This window comes from Geobacter sp. PheSNFMC (genome assembly GCF_059620965.1).
The window spans coordinates 13,261-33,000 of sequence record NZ_JCAMRN010000002.1; the positions used below are offsets into that span (position 1 = coordinate 13,261).

At 61.1% G+C, this 19,740-nt stretch carries 21 protein-coding genes; 7 read left to right on the forward strand and 14 right to left on the reverse strand.

Going from position 1 to position 19,740, the window contains the following annotated elements; translation table 11 throughout:
* Positions 1–14 precede the first annotated feature (14 nt).
* Entirely contained in the window at positions 15–728 is a 714-nt protein-coding gene (locus AC6CDK_RS00560) for an energy transducer TonB (RefSeq protein WP_039644815.1), read from the forward strand.
* 6 nt (positions 729–734) lie between these two features.
* Here AC6CDK_RS00560 and AC6CDK_RS00565 read toward each other — a convergent pair whose 3' ends face one another.
* From AC6CDK_RS00565 to AC6CDK_RS00580, 4 genes are all read right to left on the reverse strand, one after another.
* Positions 735–2,588 (reverse strand): tetratricopeptide repeat protein, encoded by a 1,854-nt coding sequence (locus AC6CDK_RS00565; protein WP_039644817.1) that lies wholly within the window; start codon positions 2,586–2,588, stop codon positions 735–737.
* A gap of 107 nt (positions 2,589–2,695) precedes the next feature.
* Positions 2,696–4,624 carry a transglutaminase TgpA family protein gene (locus AC6CDK_RS00570; protein ID WP_066357438.1) on the reverse strand — a complete coding sequence of 643 codons (1,929 nt, stop codon included), beginning with the start codon at positions 4,622–4,624 and terminating at the stop codon, positions 2,696–2,698.
* Complete coding sequence (locus AC6CDK_RS00575) at positions 4,611–5,363, reverse strand: DUF58 domain-containing protein (RefSeq protein ID WP_226048253.1); 753 nt, start codon at positions 5,361–5,363, stop codon at positions 4,611–4,613. The genes AC6CDK_RS00570 and AC6CDK_RS00575 overlap by 14 nt, the downstream gene beginning before the upstream one ends.
* Positions 5,364–5,476: 113 nt before the next feature.
* The gene (locus AC6CDK_RS00580) at positions 5,477–6,418 is read right to left on the reverse strand and encodes an AAA family ATPase (RefSeq protein ID WP_039644823.1); all 942 of its coding nucleotides are present in this window, start codon (positions 6,416–6,418) and stop codon (positions 5,477–5,479) included.
* Between the two features lie 162 nt (positions 6,419–6,580).
* Between AC6CDK_RS00580 and thrC the strand changes: the two genes are divergently transcribed.
* Complete coding sequence (thrC, locus tag AC6CDK_RS00585) at positions 6,581–7,966, forward strand: threonine synthase (protein WP_066357443.1); 1,386 nt, start codon at positions 6,581–6,583, stop codon at positions 7,964–7,966.
* A 24-nt stretch (positions 7,967–7,990) separates the two neighbouring features.
* Positions 7,991–8,677: a GMP/IMP nucleotidase gene (gene yrfG, locus AC6CDK_RS00590; protein ID WP_039644825.1), complete on the forward strand. Its 687-nt coding sequence runs from the start codon at positions 7,991–7,993 to the stop codon at positions 8,675–8,677.
* Between the two features lie 57 nt (positions 8,678–8,734).
* Here the strand turns inward: yrfG and AC6CDK_RS00595 are convergent, their stop codons facing one another.
* From AC6CDK_RS00595 to AC6CDK_RS00630, 8 genes are read right to left on the reverse strand one after another with little or no spacing between them, the layout of a single operon-like run.
* On the reverse strand, positions 8,735–10,045 hold the full coding sequence (locus AC6CDK_RS00595) for a homoserine dehydrogenase (RefSeq protein ID WP_039644828.1): 1,311 nt from the start codon (positions 10,043–10,045) through the stop codon (positions 8,735–8,737).
* A 40-nt stretch (positions 10,046–10,085) separates the two neighbouring features.
* Positions 10,086–10,502 (reverse strand): transcription antitermination factor NusB, encoded by a 417-nt coding sequence (nusB, locus tag AC6CDK_RS00600; RefSeq protein ID WP_039644830.1) that lies wholly within the window; start codon positions 10,500–10,502, stop codon positions 10,086–10,088.
* Entirely contained in the window at positions 10,502–10,969 is a 468-nt protein-coding gene (ribH, locus tag AC6CDK_RS00605; protein WP_039644832.1) for a 6,7-dimethyl-8-ribityllumazine synthase, read from the reverse strand. Before ribH ends, nusB begins: the two co-directional genes overlap by 1 nt.
* Before the next feature lie 10 nt (positions 10,970–10,979).
* On the reverse strand, positions 10,980–12,182 hold the full coding sequence (locus AC6CDK_RS00610) for a bifunctional 3,4-dihydroxy-2-butanone-4-phosphate synthase/GTP cyclohydrolase II (protein WP_039644834.1): 1,203 nt from the start codon (positions 12,180–12,182) through the stop codon (positions 10,980–10,982).
* 39 nt (positions 12,183–12,221) lie between these two features.
* Complete coding sequence (locus AC6CDK_RS00615) at positions 12,222–12,875, reverse strand: riboflavin synthase (protein WP_039644837.1); 654 nt, start codon at positions 12,873–12,875, stop codon at positions 12,222–12,224.
* Positions 12,860–13,969 carry a bifunctional diaminohydroxyphosphoribosylaminopyrimidine deaminase/5-amino-6-(5-phosphoribosylamino)uracil reductase RibD gene (gene ribD, locus AC6CDK_RS00620; RefSeq protein ID WP_066357445.1) on the reverse strand — a complete coding sequence of 370 codons (1,110 nt, stop codon included), beginning with the start codon at positions 13,967–13,969 and terminating at the stop codon, positions 12,860–12,862. The genes AC6CDK_RS00615 and ribD overlap by 16 nt, the downstream gene beginning before the upstream one ends.
* A 13-nt stretch (positions 13,970–13,982) precedes the next feature.
* Complete coding sequence (gene nrdR / locus AC6CDK_RS00625) at positions 13,983–14,435, reverse strand: transcriptional regulator NrdR (RefSeq protein WP_010942330.1); 453 nt, start codon at positions 14,433–14,435, stop codon at positions 13,983–13,985.
* Positions 14,432–14,896: a deoxycytidylate deaminase gene (locus AC6CDK_RS00630; RefSeq protein WP_039644840.1), complete on the reverse strand. Its 465-nt coding sequence runs from the start codon at positions 14,894–14,896 to the stop codon at positions 14,432–14,434. Before AC6CDK_RS00630 ends, nrdR begins: the two co-directional genes overlap by 4 nt.
* 166 nt (positions 14,897–15,062) lie before the next feature.
* On the opposite strand from AC6CDK_RS00630, the gene AC6CDK_RS00635 reads away from it, so the two are divergent.
* Both AC6CDK_RS00635 and AC6CDK_RS00640 read left to right on the forward strand, forming a co-directional pair.
* On the forward strand, positions 15,063–15,608 hold the full coding sequence (locus AC6CDK_RS00635; protein WP_192905228.1) for an HD domain-containing protein: 546 nt from the start codon (positions 15,063–15,065) through the stop codon (positions 15,606–15,608).
* A gap of 43 nt (positions 15,609–15,651) precedes the next feature.
* On the forward strand, positions 15,652–17,109 hold the full coding sequence (locus tag AC6CDK_RS00640; RefSeq protein WP_039644843.1) for an RtcB family protein: 1,458 nt from the start codon (positions 15,652–15,654) through the stop codon (positions 17,107–17,109).
* 44 nt (positions 17,110–17,153) lie between these two features.
* Here the strand turns inward: AC6CDK_RS00640 and AC6CDK_RS00645 are convergent, their stop codons facing one another.
* Positions 17,154–17,603, reverse strand: coding sequence for a YaaR family protein (locus tag AC6CDK_RS00645; RefSeq protein ID WP_039644845.1), 450 nt, complete (start codon positions 17,601–17,603; stop codon positions 17,154–17,156).
* On the reverse strand, positions 17,600–17,884 hold the full coding sequence (locus tag AC6CDK_RS00650; protein ID WP_226048254.1) for a hypothetical protein: 285 nt from the start codon (positions 17,882–17,884) through the stop codon (positions 17,600–17,602). The genes AC6CDK_RS00645 and AC6CDK_RS00650 overlap by 4 nt, the downstream gene beginning before the upstream one ends.
* A 316-nt stretch (positions 17,885–18,200) precedes the next feature.
* On the opposite strand from AC6CDK_RS00650, the gene AC6CDK_RS00655 reads away from it, so the two are divergent.
* Together AC6CDK_RS00655 and AC6CDK_RS00660 are read left to right on the forward strand one after the other, a co-directional pair.
* Positions 18,201–19,292: a phosphotransacetylase family protein gene (locus AC6CDK_RS00655; RefSeq protein WP_039644848.1), complete on the forward strand. Its 1,092-nt coding sequence runs from the start codon at positions 18,201–18,203 to the stop codon at positions 19,290–19,292.
* 11 nt (positions 19,293–19,303) lie between these two features.
* Positions 19,304–19,735, forward strand: a complete 432-nt coding sequence (locus tag AC6CDK_RS00660; RefSeq protein WP_039644851.1) for an archease — start codon at positions 19,304–19,306, stop codon at positions 19,733–19,735.
* Positions 19,736–19,740: the final 5 nt, after the last annotated feature.

The following is a 19,740-nucleotide window of genomic DNA, read 5'->3' on the forward strand; positions in this document are numbered from 1 at the left end:
CTGGGAGCCAGCCCATGGACCAGTTGACACAGACAAGACGAAGCGATGCGCCGATGCTCTGGACCATCGCCCTCTCTCTTGCATTGCACGGAGCGCTCTATTCCGTGACGTCACTCCTGCCGCGCCACGTGGCTGGCGTGGAAGGGATGCAGGTTGTTTCCGTGGACCTGTCCGGCAGCGAGATTCGCCCTGTTGCACCATCACCGCCGGACAGCCTGCCAGCTCCCGTACCCGAACCTGTTGTTGCCAGCGACATGAGCCTGCCGGTGGAAAACGAGCAACCGCCCGCCGAAGAAGCTGCGCCGCCGCCCCGGGCGGTTGAGCCGCCGCCATCGCCGGTGGTGCAGGCGCCTCCCTCGCCCCTTTCGCTGGGCATGTCCCGCGGCTTTTTCCGCGGCATAGCCGAAGGCGAGTCCCTGAGAAGCGATGTCCGTGAATATTACTTCACGCTTCTGGAAACCATAAACGAACGGTGGTGGACGGTTGCGAGCGCGTCGGGAATGGAACTGGGCCGCTCGGAGGCGATGCTGACCATTGTGATGAAGAAAAGCGGTGAGATGGTTGACGTGCAGTTGGTGAAGAGTACGGGGAGCCCGGCCTATGACCGGTTGATTCTCCAGGCGGTTCAGGCGGCCAACCCCTTGCCTCCCCTGCCTGACAGCTATACCAGCGAGCTGTTTCTGGCGCCGGTTCGCCTTGTGGCGCCCCGGGGACTGCTCTTTTCGTAACCAGCGTTACGGGGGTTCCTCAAGGTCCACGAGATCCACATCGGCAAAACCGTCGTGGTCCAGGTGCTCCAGCTTGCCGGCCGTGTCACGGAAAGCGGGGTCGATGTCGGCAATCTTGCGATATTCGGCAAGGGCCTTATCCACGTCCCCTTTCTGCTCGTGGGTAAGGGCCAATTCATAGGTCAGGCAGAGAAACTCCTCCGGCGAAAGCTCCGACAGCATCAGCCCCGAACTGAACAGCTCCTCAGCCCTTCCCGGTTCACCCTTGTCCCGGTAACATATCCCCTGAAGCGTGATGCAATCCACGAGGCGGCGAGGGTCTTGCGACGCGGCCTTGAACTCGGCAATAGCATCGTCGTACAGCCCCATTTCCTTGTAGGCGATGCCAAGGTTGTACCGGGTTTCGGTGTCACCCTGTTCGAGCTGCTCACCCACCCCTTTCTTGAATGCCGAAAAAAAGCCGTCAAGACCATATTTGTCCCCCTTAGAACCGGAGGGCGGCGATACGAACGGTGGAGACGGCACAAGATCGTTCAGTTCATCCTCAGTGAAATCAAGGGACGAGCCGTCCGGTAATGAAGCTGCCTCGTTTTCGGGGCCGGCAAGCCAATCGGTCGATTCGTCCGGCACGGAAACTTCGAGCTCGATCTCTTCAAGGTCGGCATCGCCGTCGACTTCAAGCCCGATCTCAACCTCTTCTTCCCACAAGGATTCATCGGAATCGAAGTCGACTTCCGCCGCACAGGCAACGGGAGATTCAGGGACAGCGGGCGAGCCATCCGGCGAGGGTGCCGAATTTTCAGAAAACGATGCGGGTTCCTGCTCCTGTTCTCCGGCAACCGCACCATCCTCGTCGGCTGTCCCGCGAACCCTGCGCAGCCCTTCGGTAATGGCCCCGTTATCGGGAGCGATCTCCTGAAGCGACAGGTAGAACTGTTCAAGGGTCTCGGGCTCCTGGCTGAGGAATTCGGCCTCAAAGCGCTTCAGGAGTCCGAGCGCCTCATCCACATCACCCCGATGACGCAGACAGAACAGGAGCCCTTTGCAGGCGGTAAGCTCTCCGGGGTAGTTGAGCACGATGCGGTTGTATGCATCCGAAGCGGTTTTCAGGTCGCCCGCTGCCCGGGAAGCGTCGGCCAGGAGGTAGAGTGCGCGCGGATTGAAGCGCTCGTCGTCCACGAACTGCTTCAACAGGGGGAGAGCGGCCCCATGGTTGCCGGCGGCCAGTTCATCTTCGGCCACCATGAGGAGAAACTCCTTCCGTTGCGGAAAGAGCTGCCCGATCCGTTCGCAGATGCGTCCGTAGGCAGCGGCATCGCCCCGCGCTCTGATTTCGCGGGCCAGGGTGGTAAACTCCTGATAGGCTTCATCTGTCTGGCCGATCTTGTTCCGGGTGTCGGCCAGCTTCAGGCGGATAGTGATGTTCTCCCGGTCCAGGGAGTGCATGCGCTCCAGGACCTTCACCCCTTCACGGAGTTGCCCGCTCTTTTCGTAGACCTCGTAGACTGCCTTGTATTCGGCCAGGGCATTGCCGACAAGTCCCTGCTTTTCATTGAGGGTGGCAAGGGTGAGGGATGTGCCCGAATTGGCGGGATCAATCTTCTGGATCTGCTTGTAGACTGCGATCGCCTTAAGGAAGAAACCGTTGTCGGCGTAAAACTTGCCGATGACTTCGAACTCCCGCAAAGCCTCGCCCTTCCTGTTGGTGCGGACCAGCAGTTCGGCGTACTTCTGCCGAACCCGCACATCCTTGGGGTCAAGTGTTACCGCTTGCTCGTATTCACGGATAGCCCGGTCGACCTGTCCCTTGATAAGGAACTTCTGGGCACTGTCGAGATGTTTATCTTTCTTGGAGCTCACCGTCCATCCGTTGTCTGGGAAGGTCAAAAAACATGTACTTGTAACCTAAAGGAAAGAGTGTACCTTGTCAAGCCCGGACGCCCCGTGAAATGGCGTAATTGCATGCACTATGGGCTGCTTTCATGCTTTCCGCCGATGTCTTTGATCAATCGCTCAAGGCGTCGGATCTCATCCGGGGTGAGACGCCGGTCGTGGTAGACCGCTCCACTGTAAACGGCAACGAACTCCGTTGCCGCCGGATCGTCCAGCTCCGCGACGATTTCAGACAGTCCCTGCGAGGGATCCGGGCTCCGGGGAAGGCCGTGGCAGCGGGCAAGCCTGGTCAGGAAGCGCTTCATGAGCCGCTTCTCCCTGCCGGCAGGCCTGTGACGGCGAGTAACCAAGACGCCACCCAACGCCGCCAGGGCCGTGATTGTCACCGCCGTGACCAGGCGTGCATCCCTCGGCATGCGCAGCCCTTTGAACCGGCTGTTTGCCGTCCGGACAAGCTCGACCTGTTTCTGGAGGTCATAGGTGATGACCACCTGAATCCAGAGATAGGAGAGCGAGTCGACCATGCGGGTCATTCTGCCGAGCATGCCGGGCCTGGAGGCTTCACCCACCCGGTCGAAGTTGACGGCAAAGGCGCTCGGGTCGATCATGACCCAGCCGCGGCCGTCTATGAACGCTTCCACCCAGACATGGGCGCGGTCTTCAGTGACCAGATAATAGCCGGCCAGTTCGTTATATTCCCCGCCGTAGTAGCCTCCCACCAGCCTCGCCGGCACGCCCGCCACCCGTAAGAGCCGTGCGAACGATGATGCAAAAAACTCGCAGTGCCCTTTTTTACTGCCAAAGAGAAAGGCATCGACCGGATCGTCCGCGACCGGAAGCCCTGTGGTGGCGTAAGAGAATCCGGCATCACGAAACCACGCCTCGATCCTGTCGAGCCTGGCCGCATCGTCCGCTGCACCAACGGCCAACCGGCGCGCCAGGTCAACGGTTCGGCCGGAGATCCGCTCGGGCAGCTTCAGGTAGTGATTTCGGTCCACCGTCCCCCTGACGGCGATAGTGTCGGACACCACCGACTGCACCTCATACCTGATCCGTCCCCCCGGACGTCCCCGATTGACAAAGGTACCATCGTTGGCCTGCCTGCTCCGGACTCCGTCCATGCGAATCGGCATGTTGAGTCCCACCAGGTAGGTGGTGCGCGAGGGCTCGGGATAGATCACCTGCCGCACGGCCCTTCCTTGCGGCTGGGCGGGTGAATCCGCAGTCGGGGTCGCCCCGCGCACCCATCCGGTGGGGGTCGCCGTATCCAGGACCAGCCCCCGCCAATACAGCGCATTCCGCTCCAGCCTCTCGCATTCGGCCCTGAACGCGACGGTGTGGGCAGCGGCGACGCTGGAGGACGTGCCCGGCTCCACGCGCTCGCTGAGCCCCGTTGTTATCTCGCCCGGGGCATTCAGAAAACTGAGGAGCGGAAACTGGGGCCGCGGCAGGATGGCGAAAAAAACGAGCAGAAGCGGCAGCGACGCGGCGGGCATGGCAAGGGCCGCCGCGACCACGCGCCTGAGCGCGCGGGAGGTGAGGCTGATGCCTTCGTCGACGCTATGAAAGGCCAGAAGAACGAGCGCGATAGCGATAAGGGCCAGCAGGAGCGTCAGATAGAGCAGAAACAGGGCGCTCAGACTGAAGAGCGATGACCCTGCCAGGAGGAAAAGGGCAAGCGCGAATATCTGGAGAAGGTTTCGCGGACTCTTTTCGTTGACCAGTCGCACCGCCAGCAGCATGACGAGGAAGTTCACGACCGGCGCTGCCGGATTGGAGCGGCTCCACTGGAGTAAGTACGCCGCAAAGGCGACGACTGTGAACAGTGTCGCCGGAATGCCGGCCAGAGGATGCCGTCCCCGGCGATCAAATGCGATGCCCAGCGCCAGGGCCAGCGGGGCCGCGAGTCGCGCTGGCCAGTCCGCATGGAGCACGACGGGGAGATACCCGAGAACCGCCACGAGGTAGGCGAGAATGGTGATAACGGTCTTAACGGAAACCATGGAGTGCCAGTTCCGTGAGCAGTCTGAGCCGATGGGCGCGCGAAGTATCAGGGGGTATGGTCCGTCCGCCGACCGAGAGACCAACGGGACGGTTTGCCCGGATGGCCCGGTTTACGAGCCAGACCCCGCACCGGAGGCGCTCCTCGCGGTCACTGCCCGGCAAGCGGTCCGGATCGAGGATGATCGGCTCGTCCGCAACAGCGGTCATCCCTTTCACCTTCAGAGAACCGTGGCGTGCCGAAAGGCGCCAATGGATCAACCTGAACGGCTCCGTGCCCGTATAGTCGGAAATCCGGTCCACTTCCCCTTCGTAACCGGGGGAAAGGCTCTCGCGCCCCCCTCTTCCCGCCTGCTCCGGCAGAACGGGAAAACCGGCGCATGGAAGGGGCGAGGGGAAAACAACGCCGCGAACATCCAGGGGGAGGACCGTTGATCGGACAAAAAAATTAATGGGAAAGGGAGAGCTCACCACGGCTCGCCCCAGGGTAACGATCCCTCTGCGGGAAAACCTGATCGCGGCAGAACCGGCTTCGTCGGACTGCCGTTCCACCAGGCTGAAGTCGGCCCAGCCGCCCCCCTCCACTGCCACGCGCAACAGGAACGAGGGCACGAAACGCTTCCGGTTGGCAATGACCAGATAGGCAAAGGTCTCCTGGCTGGCATAGATCTCGTCGGGCAGGCGCACCTGGAGCGCGAGGCCGCGGATATTGAGCCATCCCGCAACTCCGGAAACAGTCATGAAACCGAGCAGCGCCGAAACGATGAGATACAGGAGGTTGTTGCCGGTGTTGACCGCAGCGAACCCGATCAGGAGCGTTATGGCGATATAGGCGATGCCGGGCCGGGTCAGCCTCAGGCCAGCGGAACGGGTATGGTGGCGAGGATGGCGTGTAATAGCTCCCCCTTGTCCAGGTTCTCGTTGTCAAAGCCGAGGATCAGGCGGTGCGCACCAACCGGCGCCGCAATCGCCTTCACATCCTCGGGAATGACGTAGTCGCGCCCCTCCAGATAGGCGTGGGCCTTGGCGGTTTCGGCCATGGCAATGGCCCCCCTGGTGGAAACGCCCGACGTCACGGCATGGTGGCTGCGGGTGGCCGCAACGATGGCATGGATGTAGTCAACAACCTTGTCGGACAGGTAGATGGATTCGCGGACCGTCCGCTGGGCCTCGGTGATGTCGTCAACCGTCACGAGCGGCTCCAGGTGGCGGATGCCGTCACGGATGCTCCCTCCCTTGATGATGGCCTTTTCGATGGCCTCGGGCGGGTAGCCGATGCCGCTGCGGACCACGAAGCGGTCCAGTTGCGATTCGGGGAGCGGATAGGTCCCCACCTGCTCCACCGGGTTCTGGGTGGCGATGACCAGGAAAGGCTCGGGCAGCGGGTGGGTGGTGCCTTCCACCGTGACCCGCCGCTCCTCCATTGCCTCCAGAAGCGCGCTCTGGGTCTTGGGCATGGCGCGGTTGATCTCGTCCACCAGCACCACGTTGTTGAAGATGGGGCCAGGCATGAAGGTAAAGCGGTTTTCGTCCCTGTTGAGGATGGAGAGGCCTGTGATATCCGAGGGCAGAAGGTCGCTCGTGCACTGGACCCGGCCGAAGGAGAGCCCCAGGGCCCGTGCCAGGGCGAGGGCCAGGGTCGTCTTGCCCAGGCCCGGTATGTCTTCCAGCAGGATGTGCCCGCCGGAAAGGAGCGCGATCACCGACAGACGGATCGCCCGGACCTTGCCCTTGAGGTAGTCGGTGGCCAGCGTGTCGATGACGTTGAGCATTTCAGCGCGCTTCAAGAGGTGCATGAACAGAGCCTTTCAGGAGACGTGGGTCGGAATGCCGCCTTTAATAGTACCACAGGAACAGCGGGAGCGACCGCTTCACTTTTCACACGTTTGCTGCTAAGATACCAACGCCGTCTGCTCAGGGGCAGGGAGCGCGGCAATCCCTTCAAGAACGGACCAGTCATGCGCTACATCAGCACCAGAGGAACCATTCAGCCCATTCGCTTCAAAGACGCGGTCATGATGGGGCTCGCCACCGATGGGGGGCTTCTCCTGCCGGAAACGATACCGGCCATCGACCGGGACACGCTCGCGACATGGAGGACGCTGCCGTTCCAGGAACTCGCCTTCCGGATCATCTCCCGCTACGCCGACGACATCCCGGCCGATGACCTGCGCAGTCTCATCGACCGCTCCTATGCCACCTTCGATCATCCCGACGTGACGCCGGTCGTGGAGCGGGGCGGTCTCCACATCCTCGAGCTCTTCCACGGCCCCACCCTCGCATTCAAGGACGTGGCGCTTCAATTCCTGGGCAACCTCTTCGAATATCTGCTGCAGGAGCGGCACGAACGGATGAACATCGTCGGCGCCACGTCCGGCGACACGGGAAGTGCCGCCATTTACGGCGTGCGGGGCAAGGAGAACATCAACATCTTCATCCTCCATCCCCACGGCAAGACCTCGCCGGTCCAGGCGCTGCAGATGACCACGGTGCTCGATCCCAACGTGCACAACATTGCCGTGCGCGGCACCTTCGACGATTGCCAGAACATCGTCAAAAGCCTGTTCAACGATCTCCCCTTCAAGGAACGCTACGCTCTCGGCGCCGTAAACTCCATCAACTGGGCCCGGGTACTGGCCCAGGTGGTCTATTACTTCCACTCTTACTTCCGCGTGGCAAAGACCATTGGCGACGAAGTTGTCTTCTCGGTCCCCACGGGCAACTTCGGCGACATTTTCGCCGGCTACGTGGCCAAGCGGATGGGACTGCCCATTGCCAGACTGCTCCTGGCCACCAACGAGAACAACATTCTTGCCCGCTTCATCAATGACGGAGACTATTCGCTGAGCGCCGTGGTGCCCACTGTGTCGCCGTCCATGGACATCCAGTTGGCCTCCAATTTCGAACGCTATGCCTACTATCTCTTCGGAGAAGATCCCGCCAGAGTCCGTGAGGCTTTTACCACGCTTCCCGACCGGGGCCGGATCGACTTCTCCGATGCCGAAATGGCGCACGTGCGCACCGAATTCCTCGCCTATTCGGTCAACCAGGAAGAGACCGTCGACACCATCGCCTCCTTCCACCGTGAAACCGGCTACCTCCTTGATCCCCACACGGCAGTGGGCGTGCGGGCTGCCCGGCACCTGGTGACCGACGGCACGCCAGTCATCTGCCTGGCCACCGCCCACCCGGCAAAATTCGCCGATGCCGTGGTGCGCGCGGTAGGGTTCGAACCGCCGCGCCCCCCGTCGCTCAAAGGGATTGAAGACCTGCCGAGCCGGTGCGAGGTGCTTGACTCACGTATCGAGCAGATCAGAACCTTCATCGAGGAAAAGGCCCGCTAAGGGTCTTTCCCGCTAGGATACGCCATGAAATTTGACTGGAACGGCATCGACACCGTACTGTTGGACATGGACGGGACACTGCTCGACCGCCATTTCGACGACCATTTCTGGCTCGAACACGTACCCAAACGCTATGCCGCCCGGAACAGCATTCCCCTGGACGAAGCGAAAATCCTTCTCTATGCCCTGTTCCGCTCCCAGGAGCGGACCCTGAACTGGACCGACCTGGATTACTGGTCGGAGCGGCTCGGACTCGACATCCCCGTTCTCAAGCAGGAAGTCGATCACCTCATCGCTGTCCACCCCGGCGTGGTGGAGTTCCTGCTCTTTCTTCGCCAGCACGGCAAACAGGCCTGGCTCGTGACCAACGCCCACGGCAAGACCCTCTCCCTGAAGATGCGCAAAACCCGGCTCGGGCACTATTTCACCGGCATCATTTCCGCCCACGACCTTGGACTGCCCAAGGAGGACGTGCAGTTTTGGGGAAAACTGAGGGAACGGATTCCCTACGAACCATCGCGGACGATGCTCGGAGAAGACAGCGAAACAAACCTCGGCACCGCCGAGGAGTACGGCATCGCTCATCTCGTCTATGTGAGCCGTTACAGCTCCGCGGTTACTCCCATAGCATCGGGCCGTTACGCCTCCATCCACTATTTTACCCAACTCATCCCAACCGCCGACACCGACGTAACTGTCCTTCCGCCATGAAAAAAGGCAGCCTGCGATGGCTGCCTTTCTCCGGCATCAACGTGCGGGAAGACGTTTCTATTCCAGATTATCCTCGATCCTGATGAATCTGCTCTTTTCGCTGATGAGCTCAAAGGTGTCGATCTCTTCCAGGGCCGCACGAATGTCCCTTTCCCGGGCTTCATGGGTCATGATCACGATGGGTACCGATTCACCGGCGCTTCTCCCCTTCTGGATCATTGATTCAATGCTGATGTCGTACCTGCCGAGGGCACCCGAAATTTTTGCCAGCACACCGGGCTTGTCAACGGCGCCGAAACGGAGATAGTACTTGCCCTCGATCTCGCCCATGGGCTTGAGGGCAAGGGTCGTGACTGCCTCGTCCCGATAGCCGAGGGGCGCGCACCGGCGGCCCACGCCGGCAAGGATGTTCCGGGCGATTTCGATGACGTCGCCCACCACGGCACTGGCAGTGGGCTCCATGCCGGCGCCGCGGCCATAGAACATGACGGGACCGATAAAATCGCCGGTGAAGCGGATGGCGTTGAAGACCCCGTCCACATCGGCAAGCGGGTAGTTGACCGGGATCATGGTCGGATGGACGCGGGCTTCCACGGTATCACCGGTGCGCTTGCCAATGGCCAGCAGCTTGATCTTGTACCCGAAATCCCGGGCAAAACCAATATCCACGGACGAGATGGAACTGATCCCCTCGGTGTGGATGGCGTTGAAATCAACCTTTGTCCCGAAGCAGAGGGAGACCAGCAGCGCCAGCTTGTGGGCGGTATCGACCCCCTCGATGTCAAAGGTCGGATCGGCCTCGGCATAGCCAAGCTCCTGGGCGGTCTTGAGAACATCGGCAAAATCGGCCCCTTCCTGGGTCATGCGGGTGAGGATGTAGTTGCATGTGCCGTTGAGAATGCCGAACACCGTGGTGAAGTTGTTCGCCGCCATGTTCCCCAGGATGGCCGAGATGACCGGGATGCCGCCGCCGACCGCCGCTTCGAAGAGGACTTCGACCCCCTTGGCCGCGGCCGCCGGATAGATCTCCTCGCCGTGCAGGGCAAGCAGGGCCTTGTTGGCGGTGACCACGTGCTTGCCGTTGTTGATGGCCCGCAGCACGAAACTCTTGGCCGGCTCGTAGCCGCCGATCAGCTCGATCACCACGCTGATCTCCGGGTCATCGAGTACCTCGGCCACGTTGCTGGTGAGCGTTCCCGGAGGGAGCTCGATGCCCCTGTCGGTGGTTATGTCCAGATCGGCGATCTTTTTAAGGGTAACCGCGGCGCCGACCTTGTCGGCAATGAGGCCGGCGTTGGCCTGGAGGAGCTTGGCGACACCCGTGCCGATGGTGCCGAAGCCGATGAGTCCGATCTTGATCTCTTTCATGTTTCCTCGTTCTGGTGCCTGTCGGGATGAGTTGGGGCCGCTACCCCTTGTCGGGGAGCGTTGAGGCGATCTCGTCCAGAATGCCGTTGATGAATGCCGGCGAGTCCTCGGTGCCGAACTTTTTAGCCACCTCGATGGCTTCGTTGATGGTGACGTTTTTGGGAATGTCGGGCCGGAACAGCAACTCGTACATGGCCATTCGCAGAATGCTCAGGTCAACCCGGGCCATGCGGCCGATGGACCAGTTCTTCGATGCGCCGGTGATGGCAGTATCGATCTCCTGGCGGTGCTCCAGGACCCCGCGGACCAGGTCGTCGGCAAAGCTTCGCCCCGCCGCCGCTCCGGGCTCTGATTCGTCCAGTGCGAGCTCCAGGAGCGGCGCAGCCTCGCCGGCAGCGTAATCCCGTGAGTACAGCAGTTGCAGGGCCAGCTCCCTGCCGAGGCGGCGGGCGCCCACTAGCGGAGCTCCCGGTAGAGGCGCGCCGTTTCGATGGCGGTCACGGCCGCATCGAAGCCCTTGTTCCCCGCCTTGGTTCCGGCCCGCTCAATGGCCTGCTCGATGGTGTCGGTGGTAAGCACGCCAAAGACGACCGGCACGCCGGTGGCCAGGGAAACATGCGCGACCCCCTTGGAAACCTCGGCGGCCACGTAATCGAAGTGGGGCGTGGAGCCGCGGATCACGGCGCCGAGGCAGATTACGGCATCGTAGTTCCCCTTCTGGACCAGTTTCTGGGCCGTGAGCGGGATCTCAAAGGCCCCGGGAACCCTGACGACGTCGATGTCGCCATCATCACCACCATGGCGGACCAGGGCGTCCACAGCACCCTCAAGAAGCCTCTCGCCGATGAAGCTGTTGAAGCGGCTCACGATAATGCCGAATCGAAGCCCGGTGGCGTCGAGCTTGCCTTCGATGAATCGGGGCATGGTATCCTCCTCAGATGTTTTCCAGCAAATGACCGAGCTTTTCGCGCTTGGCCTTGAGATAGTCGAGATTCGTCGTGGTGGGCGGGATTTCGATGGGAACCCGCTCCAGGATATTGATGCCGTAGCCCTGGAGGCCGATCAGTTTGCGAGGGTTGTTGGTCAGCAGCCTGATGTTCCGCACCCCCAGGTTCACGAGAATCTGGGCACCGATGCCATAGTCACGCAGGTCGGGCTTGAAGCCAAGGGCCAGGTTCGCCTCCACCGTGTCTTTCCCCTCGTCCTGCAAGGCGTAGGCCTTCAGCTTGTTGAACAGGCCGATGCCGCGTCCTTCCTGGCGCATGTAGAGGATGACCCCGCGCCCTTCGGCCTCGATCATCTCCATGGCCCGATGGAGCTGGCTGCCGCAGTCGCAGCGCAGGCTGCCGAAAACGTCGCCGGTCATGCACTCGGAATGCACCCGGACGAGCACCGGCTCATCCCCCCTGATCTCTCCCTTGACCAGCGCCAAGTGCTCCAGCCGGTCAACGTCGTTCTCAAAGGCAATGGCCCGGAATTCCCCGAAATCCGTGGGCAGAAGCACGTCTGCCGCACGCCTCACCAGGGACTCGTGCTTGAGCCGATAGGCCACCAGGTCCGCGATGGTGCAGATCTTGATTCCGTGCTCCCTGGCAAAAACCTTGAGTTGCGGCATTCGCGCCATGGTGCCGTCGTCGTTCATGATCTCACAAATGACGCCAGCGGACTTGAGCCCGGCAAGACGAGCCAGATCGACCGAGCCTTCGGTCTGGCCGGCACGAACGAGCACTCCGCCCGGCTTGGCCCGCAGCGGGAACACGTGGCCCGGACGGGCGAGGTCATCTGCCTTTGCGTCATCGGCAACAGCGGTCAGAATGGTGTGGGCCCGGTCCGCCGCTGAGATGCCGGTGGTCACCCCCCGTTTTGCCTCGATGGATACGGTGAAGGCCGTGCCGAAGGAGGAAGTGTTTGCCGAAACCATGAGTGGCAGTTGGAGATGATCGCACCGTTCGGTCGTCATGGTGAGGCAGATGAGCCCCCGCCCGAACCGGGCCATGAAGTTGATCGCCTCGGGGGTTACCATTTCCGCGGCCATGGTCAGGTCGCCTTCGTTCTCACGGTCCTCGTCGTCCACCAGGATCACCATCTTGCCCTGACGGATGTCTTCAATTGCTTCCTCAATACGTGCAACCGGCATTGGTCTCTCCGTCCCTTACATAGGTAATCATTTCATATCTCACAAAAATCCGTTCTTTGCAAGAAGCTCAAGGGTTACCCCGTTATCCCCCTTTCGGGGTTCCCCACCGCCTCCCAGGAGCCGTTCGATGTACTTGCCGAGAATGTCCGTCTCTATATTGACCCGGTCGCCCGGTCGACGGTGCTCCAGGGTCGTTTTCGCAGCGGTATGGGGAATGACGTTGACCGAAAACGAGTCGGCGTCAACCGTGTTTACCGTCAGGCTGATGCCGTCCACGGCCACCGAGCCCTTGGCCACCAGGTAACGGCTGAATCCGGAAGCCATCCGGAAGGTGAACAGGATGTTGCCGGACACCTCGCGACGTCCCTCGATTGTTGCCACCAAGTCCACATGCCCCGTCACCAGGTGGCCGCCGAGACGGTCTCCAAGGCGGAGAGCCCGCTCCAGGTTGACCGGAGCCCCCGTTGCCAGACTGCCGATCGTGGTGCGCTCCAATGACTCGGGGGAAACGTCGAAGGTAAGCTCGCCGCCCCCCTTTGCCACCACCGTGAGACAGGCCCCGTTCACTGCGACCGAGTCGCCCAGATTCACGGACTCAAGCGGCAGCGCCGTGGCCACGGCAAGGCGTGCCGCCTCTCCCCGGCGCTCCAACCGCCGCGCGGTACCCACATCTTCAATCAATCCCGTGAACATGCTTCCTCCGGATAGGCCTCGATCATGATGTCGCCGCCGAAACGCCGCACCCGCGCCGTTTCAAGGCGGAATGCCCGCTCCATGCGCTCCACCGATGCCCCGCCGAACAACCCGATGCCGTCGGCACCGCCCAGAAATAGGGGGGCGTAAAAGAGAATGAACTTGTCGATGAGTCCCTGACGGAGAGCCGCACCGGCAAGCTCGCTTCCCCCCTCCAGCAGGATCGACTGGATTCCCCTGGCGCCAAGGCGCTCCATGAGATCGCGCAGGTCCACGCGACCTTTGTCGGATGCGCAACGGATGACCTGCGCTCCCCGCGTCTCCAGAGAAGCTATTCGATCCCGATCATCTGACGTGGTCGCGATGATGGTGCCGCGGGCCAGGTCATCTCCCAGAACCCGTGCCTGATGTGGTATCCTGAGGCTGCTGTCCACTATGATCCTGAGAGGATTTTTCCCCTTCACGTGGCGCACGGTGAGTTCGGGGTCATCGGCCAGCAGGGTTCCGGCCCCCACCATAACGGCATCAACCATCGCTCGAAGTCGATGCACGTACCGCCTTGATTTATCGTTAGTTATCCAGCGCGAATCACCAGACAGAGTGGCTGTCTTCCCATCAAGGGTCAGGGCGCTCTTGAGGGTGAGGAAAGGAAGCCCTGTGGACACGTGTTTCGCAAAGGGTTCATTAATCAGCCGGCACTCCCCATTCAGTACGCCGGTAATTACCCGGATACCTGCCGCTTCGAGACGGGCGACCCCTGTGCCGCAGACCTTGGGGTTCGGATCAACCATTCCCACGAAGACACGTGCTACTCCCGCAGCAACCAGGGCATCTGCGCACGGGGGGGTGCGGCCGAAGTGGGAGCACGGCTCGAGCGTTACATAAACGTCAGCCCCGCGGGCCAGCGGACCGGCCTCGCGCAACGCGTGGACCTCCGCATGGGGTGTGCCGGCCTTGCGGTGCCACCCCTCGCCGACCACGGTGCCCTCACGCACGATCACGCACCCCACCGCAGGGTTGGGGGACGTCTTGCCAATGCCTTTTCGGGCAAGGGAAAGGGCACGCCGCATCATGTTTTCATGGACAGATGTCATGGGAGTGGGGCTGCTACTTCTTGAGAAGATCCTGGAGCTCGGACATGAACTCGTTGACATCCTTGAAGGAGCGATAGACCGAGGCAAAGCGGACGTACGCCACCTCATCGATGTCATGGAGCTCGGTCATGACCCATTCGCCGATGGTGGTACTCGGCACTTCCTTTTCCCCGAGCTCCGGCAGGCGGGCCTCCAGCCGGTCCACGAGCCGTTCGATGGTTTCCCGGGACACCTGCCGCTTTTCACAGGCCTTCTGAATGCCCGCGATGAGCTTGAGCCGGTCGAATGGCTCGCGGCGCCCGTCCTTCTTGAGCACCAGAGGAAGGACTTCCTCGATCCGTTCGTGGGTTGTGAACCGCTTGCCGCACGACTCGCATTCGCGCCGACGGCGGATGGCCGCCCCACCCTTGTCGGGGCGCGAGTCCACCACCTTGCTGTCGAGTTGACCGCAGAACGGACATTTCATGACGCTCTTCCTTTCAAGTCGGAAAATCGCTCCACTGCTACGCCGGATTCGCCGATCATCTCGCGGGCAAGGTCGTCCGAGTATCCCTCTTCGTACACGATGCGCCGGATGCCGGCATTGATGAGCATCTTCGAACAGATGATGCACGGCATGGTGGTGCAGTAAAGGGTGCCCCCGTCGATATTGGTGCCGTGCTTGGCCGCCTGGATGATGGCGTTCTGCTCCGCGTGGAGGCCCCGGCAGAGTTCATGGCGCTCGCCGGACGGGATGCCGAGTTTCTCTCTCAGGCATCCCACGTCGAGACAGTGGGCCACACCTGAGGGCGCGCCATTGTAACCGGTGGCAAGGATGTTCTTGTCCTTGACGATGACCGCACCCACCTGACGCCGCAGACAGGTCGAGCGCTTGGCCACCAGGTGTGTGATCTCCATGAAATATTCGTCCCAGGTGGGTCGGGCCATGAGGTCTCCAGTGCGGGAAATACGCGCCAGAATACACCGAAGACTCCTGAAAGGTCAAGAAATTAGCCCATTGACGCGGGGTTGCACCGGGTAAATGCATGATTGACAGAGCAGCGCCAAGGTCCGGATAATGAGACATCACTTCCAGCGCGAAAGAGGTTTGCCCATGACCCCCGAAAATCTGCTCGCACGGCATTTCGGCCCAGCCACTACGGCCTGCGGCATTGTGCTTGCCCACAGCCGCCACGTGGCGGCCAAGGCCCTGGCCGTGGCTCGCCGGCTCCGGGATCCGTCGCTCGATCTGCGGTTCCTAGAAGAAGCGGCCCTGCTCCACGACATCGGCGTCTGCCGGACCAATTCCACGGGCATCGGCTGCACCGGCGAGGCCCCCTATATCCTCCACGGCATCATCGGCCGGGAGATTCTGGAGGCCGAAGGACTACCCCGGCATGCTCTCGTCTGCGAGCGCCATATCGGTGTCGGCCTCACCGTGGAGGACATCGAACGTCAGAGCCTGCCCCTGCCCCGGCGCGACATGGTTCCCCTCAGCCGGGAAGAGCGAATCGTCTGCTTTGCCGACCTGTTCTTTTCAAAAAAACCCCGCTCCCTCGACCACGAAAAGCACCCCGACGAAGTGAGGGCGAATCTGCTGCGTTATGGCGATCACAAGGTTGTCATCTTCGAGGAATGGCTGGCTGAATTTGAGGTATAGTTGGAACATCGGAGAATTAGCTTACAGGAGAGGTGAACGAGCCATGACGGCACCGGCAGCGCTGAAGAGAATATCTGCAACGATCTGGGAGCTTCCCGTATCCTACAAGCAGGGAATGCTCGTTCCCGCCCGCATCATTGCCACGGAAAAACTCATCAACGCCATGGACGCAGGCGTTTTCGAGCAGGTATCCAACGTGGCCTGCCTGCCGGGCATCCAGAAATACGCCTTCTGCATGCCTGACGGCCACTGGGGATACGGCTTTCCCATCGGCGGGCTGGCGGCCATGGACCCGGATACGGGGGTCATTTCCCCCGGCGGCATCGGCTTCGATATCAACTGCGGCATGCGGCTGGTTCTGACCACCCTCACCTATGAAGAGGTAAAGCCGCGCCTGCGTGAGCTGGTGGACGCCCTCTTCTACCGGGTGCCGGCCGGGGTCGGGAGCCATGGCTTTGTGCGGTTGTCCCACGACGAGTTCTGCCGCGTGGCCGAGCAGGGCTCCTCCTGGTGCCTGAAACACGGTTACGCCTGGCCCGAAGACCTGGAGATGACCGAAGAGCACGGCTGCTTCACCGGAGCCGATGCCACGAAGGTCAGCCAGAGAGCCGTTGACCGGGGATACAACCAGATCGGGACCCTCGGCTCGGGCAACCACTACCTGGAAATCCAGGTGGCCCGCCCCGAGAACATTTTCGACGAGGATACCGCCCGGGCATTCGGCATTACCGTACCGAACCAGGTGGTGATCATGTTCCACTGCGGCAGCCGCGGCTTCGGCCACCAGGTGGCCACCGACTATCTCCAGCTTTTCCTGTCGGTCATGGAGAAAAAGTACGGCATCCGCACCAATGACCGCGAACTTGCCTGCGCCCCCTTCCGCTCCCGCGAGGGGCAGGACTACTTTGCCGCCATGAAGTGCGCGGTGAACATGGCCTTTGCCAATCGCCAGGTCATCCTCCATCGCATCCGCGAGGTCTTTTCGGACGTATTCGGTCGCGACCCGCGCGATCTGGGCATGGATATGGTCTATGACGTGGCCCACAACACCGCCAAGCTGGAGACCCACCTGGTGGACGGGAAAAAACGCGAACTGCTGGTTCATCGCAAGGGCGCCACCCGGGCCTTTGGCCCCGGCATGGAGGGGATTCCCGCCCGCTACCGGGAAACGGGCCAGCCGGTCATTATCGGCGGCAGCATGGAAACCGGCTCCTATCTGCTGGCAGGCGACCCGGGAGGCGGCGACACCTTCTTCACCACCGCGCACGGCAGCGGCCGGACCATGAGCCGCCATCAGGCGAAAAAGCTGGTCAAGGGGCAGAAACTGCAGCGGGATATGGAGGAGCGCGGCATCTACGTGCGGACCGCGTCCTGGGGAGGACTGGCCGAAGAGGCGGGGCATGCCTACAAAAACATTGACGACGTGGCCGAGGCCACCGAACTGTCGCATCTGAGCCGGCGGGTCGCACGGCTCGTGCCCATCGGAAATGTCAAAGGTTGAGGAGGTGATGCTGAAATTTTGACGCGGGCAATGGGCCCGCGCATTCAGATTTTCAGATCAATGACGAGCCCCTTGAGTTCAAGTATCTTGTTGGTGATGGCGAGACGATCCTTGTTCTCGGTCATGATGAGGCGATAGAGATTGTCGGCCTCTCGGTCGATCACGGTGATGATTTCGAAGCAACGTGGGTTGAGGGTCGTCCCCCCCACCCGCTGGAGCCGGTAGGCATGGGATGTGACGTTTTTCGTGATGCGGCCGATGAGATCGCGAAACGTGCGAAAATTGGCAATGGTCGGCTCCCGTTCCAGCTCGTTGCCGGCCTTGTCCAACTCGCCCTTGAGGACCTGCAATTCCTGCTCATGGTTTTCGAACTCCGACCGGTTGCGGGCAAGAGTCCGGACAAACGGCGATCCGGCAATGTCCGACCGGCCGAGAGATTCCTGTTTCCCCTTTTTATCCACGTCGCGCGAAGAAAGACGGTCACTGATCTTCATTGGCTGACTCCTATGCTCTGCGTATCGTTGGTGCGCGCCCAGGGCGAATCGACAGGCGCGATGCAGTTGCCGCGCCAGTCGACCGAGATGATGAAGTCGTCGTCATCCACGCCGATGGTCCGGTCGCAGCTCAGGTTCACCATACCGCCATAGGTGTAGACCGCGCCGCGGTCTTCATACCAGTGGTACAGCCGGTACCCCCCCCTGTCGGCCGACACTGACGAGGGAGCTCCCACCCGGTTTATCAATTCGTTCAGAGGAGCGCCTTTCCATGCCCTCATCTGCGTGCCCACCGGGGAGCACCCCCCCAAAACCGTGAGTGATGCCAAAATGATCAGGGAATATTTCACGTTCCACCCGCACAAGAGTAATGTTCCCATTGCTGATGCAGGAACAGTGCCTTAGCTGACAACACGGTCATGACAGCGGGATAATCGCGTCGGACATGGGAGGATAAGGCTCTTTTTTCGCCCCGTTGGACGTGCAATTGTGTATACTGTATGCGGAAAAACACCAACGAGAGCTGGCGCACCGTTTTTCCGCGCAGCAGTCAGCCTTCATGTTTCTGAATGAATTTCATACGCAACCGGGGGGACCATGGCCAAAAAAGTCTTTATCGGCGCAACGGGACAAAACTGCGGAAAGACAACCATGAGCGTCTCGCTCATGCACCTGGCACAACAGAAATACCGGCGGGTCGGCTTCATCAAGCCCATTGGTCCCAAAATCGAGATGTACAACGGCCTCACCGTCGACATGGACGCCATCCTCATGGCACGGACCTTCGGCCTGGAAGAAGACCTGGCCCTCATGAACCCCGTGCCTCTCCCCAAGAACTTCACCCGCGACTACCTAAGCGGCAGGTTCGACTGCCTCGCCCTTAAAAAAAAGATCGTCGAAGCATTCGAAATCCTCGACCAGAGCTATGACTTCCTGATCATCGAAGGCGCGGGCCACTGCGGTGTCGGTTCGGTCATCGGCCTCAGCAATGCCTGTGTAGCCCATACGCTCGGGGCACCGGTCATCGTGGTGACCGACAGTGGCATCGGCAGCACCATCGATGCCGTGCACCTTAACCTGGCCCTCTACGAAAAGGAAGGGGCCGACGTCCGGATGGTCATCGTCAACAAACTCCGGTCAGACAAGCGTGACTCGATCCTCGGCTTCCTCCGGCGGGGGTTCCCGGGGCGCTCGCTCCAGGTTTCCGGCGGCTTCAACTATTCCCCCGTCCTGGCAAACCCGACCCTGTCCCATATCGGAAAACTGCTCAATCTTCCCGTGCACGGCGACGCTGACAGGCACAGCCGGATCATTCACCACATCCACCTGGGAGCAGCATCGTCCCAACGGGTGGTTGACGCCCTGGAGGATGCCACTCTGCTGGTTCTCACCAGCTCACGGGACGAGTTGATCGTCACCCTGTCCTCCCTGTATCATATCCCATCCTACCGGGACAAGATCGCCGGTCTCGTCATCGCGGGCCACATGCCGGTTTCGGAAATAACCCAGCAGATTCTGGACGACAGCATGATTCCCTACATCCGGGTTCATGACTCCACGGCACGAGTGTTCACGACGCTTATGGAGGATGTCTCCAAGATCACTGCCGAGGACCGGGAAAAGCTCAACTGGATCAGGGCAAATGCCGAGAACGAGATCGATTTCGAGGCAATAGACGCCCTGCTCTGAGTGTCCGCCCCATGCCCTATCGCTATCTGCCCGATATTGCCACGGCCGACGTTGCCTTTGAAGCGTGGGGGGAGACGCGCGAGGAGATGTTCTGCGCCGCTGCCGATGCCCTCACCAATGTCATGGTCGACGACCTCGCATCGGTCGCCCCGGCTGATGAAATCGTCATTTCCCTTGCAAGCGAAGAATTGGACCTTCTTCTGTTCTCGTTTCTCCAGGAACTGATCTTTCTGAAAGACGCCCGGTGTCTCCTGCTCAGGGTTCCCCGGGTTATGATCACCGAGGCTGAGGGAGGCCTGCACCTCGATGCCGTTGCCCGCGGCGAGCGGATCGATAATGAGCGTCATCCCATGATGGTCGATGTAAAGGCGGTAACGCTGCATCTTTTTTCGGTCCGGCGGCAAGAAAATGGTTGGTGGGCCCGGGTGGTGCTTGATATATAAGGGAG

What these genes read in the sequence shown, in the direction of transcription:
- AC6CDK_RS00635 (WP_192905228.1), top strand. Translation starts at nt 15,063, where the DNA reads ATGACCCCCGAAAATCTGCTCGCACGGCATTTCGGCCCAGCCACTACG.
- AC6CDK_RS00595 (WP_039644828.1), bottom strand. Translation starts at nt 10,045, where the DNA reads ATGAAAGAGATCAAGATCGGACTCATCGGCTTCGGCACCATCGGCACG.
- yrfG (WP_039644825.1), top strand. Translation starts at nt 7,991, where the DNA reads ATGAAATTTGACTGGAACGGCATCGACACCGTACTGTTGGACATGGAC.
- AC6CDK_RS00640 (WP_039644843.1), top strand. Translation starts at nt 15,652, where the DNA reads ATGACGGCACCGGCAGCGCTGAAGAGAATATCTGCAACGATCTGGGAG.
- AC6CDK_RS00650 (WP_226048254.1), bottom strand. Translation starts at nt 17,884, where the DNA reads ATGAGGGCATGGAAAGGCGCTCCTCTGAACGAATTGATAAACCGGGTG.
- AC6CDK_RS00570 (WP_066357438.1), bottom strand. Translation starts at nt 4,624, where the DNA reads ATGGTTTCCGTTAAGACCGTTATCACCATTCTCGCCTACCTCGTGGCG.
- AC6CDK_RS00660 (WP_039644851.1), top strand. Translation starts at nt 19,304, where the DNA reads ATGCCCTATCGCTATCTGCCCGATATTGCCACGGCCGACGTTGCCTTT.
- AC6CDK_RS00630 (WP_039644840.1), bottom strand. Translation starts at nt 14,896, where the DNA reads ATGGCCCGACCCACCTGGGACGAATATTTCATGGAGATCACACACCTG.
- AC6CDK_RS00610 (WP_039644834.1), bottom strand. Translation starts at nt 12,182, where the DNA reads ATGCCGGTTGCACGTATTGAGGAAGCAATTGAAGACATCCGTCAGGGC.
- AC6CDK_RS00615 (WP_039644837.1), bottom strand. Translation starts at nt 12,875, where the DNA reads ATGTTCACGGGATTGATTGAAGATGTGGGTACCGCGCGGCGGTTGGAG.
- AC6CDK_RS00655 (WP_039644848.1), top strand. Translation starts at nt 18,201, where the DNA reads ATGGCCAAAAAAGTCTTTATCGGCGCAACGGGACAAAACTGCGGAAAG.
- nrdR (WP_010942330.1), bottom strand. Translation starts at nt 14,435, where the DNA reads ATGAAATGTCCGTTCTGCGGTCAACTCGACAGCAAGGTGGTGGACTCG.
- thrC (WP_066357443.1), top strand. Translation starts at nt 6,581, where the DNA reads ATGCGCTACATCAGCACCAGAGGAACCATTCAGCCCATTCGCTTCAAA.
- AC6CDK_RS00580 (WP_039644823.1), bottom strand. Translation starts at nt 6,418, where the DNA reads ATGCACCTCTTGAAGCGCGCTGAAATGCTCAACGTCATCGACACGCTG.
- ribD (WP_066357445.1), bottom strand. Translation starts at nt 13,969, where the DNA reads ATGACATCTGTCCATGAAAACATGATGCGGCGTGCCCTTTCCCTTGCC.
- AC6CDK_RS00560 (WP_039644815.1), top strand. Translation starts at nt 15, where the DNA reads ATGGACCAGTTGACACAGACAAGACGAAGCGATGCGCCGATGCTCTGG.
- AC6CDK_RS00645 (WP_039644845.1), bottom strand. Translation starts at nt 17,603, where the DNA reads ATGAAGATCAGTGACCGTCTTTCTTCGCGCGACGTGGATAAAAAGGGG.
- ribH (WP_039644832.1), bottom strand. Translation starts at nt 10,969, where the DNA reads ATGCCCCGATTCATCGAAGGCAAGCTCGACGCCACCGGGCTTCGATTC.
- AC6CDK_RS00575 (WP_226048253.1), bottom strand. Translation starts at nt 5,363, where the DNA reads ATGACTGTTTCCGGAGTTGCGGGATGGCTCAATATCCGCGGCCTCGCG.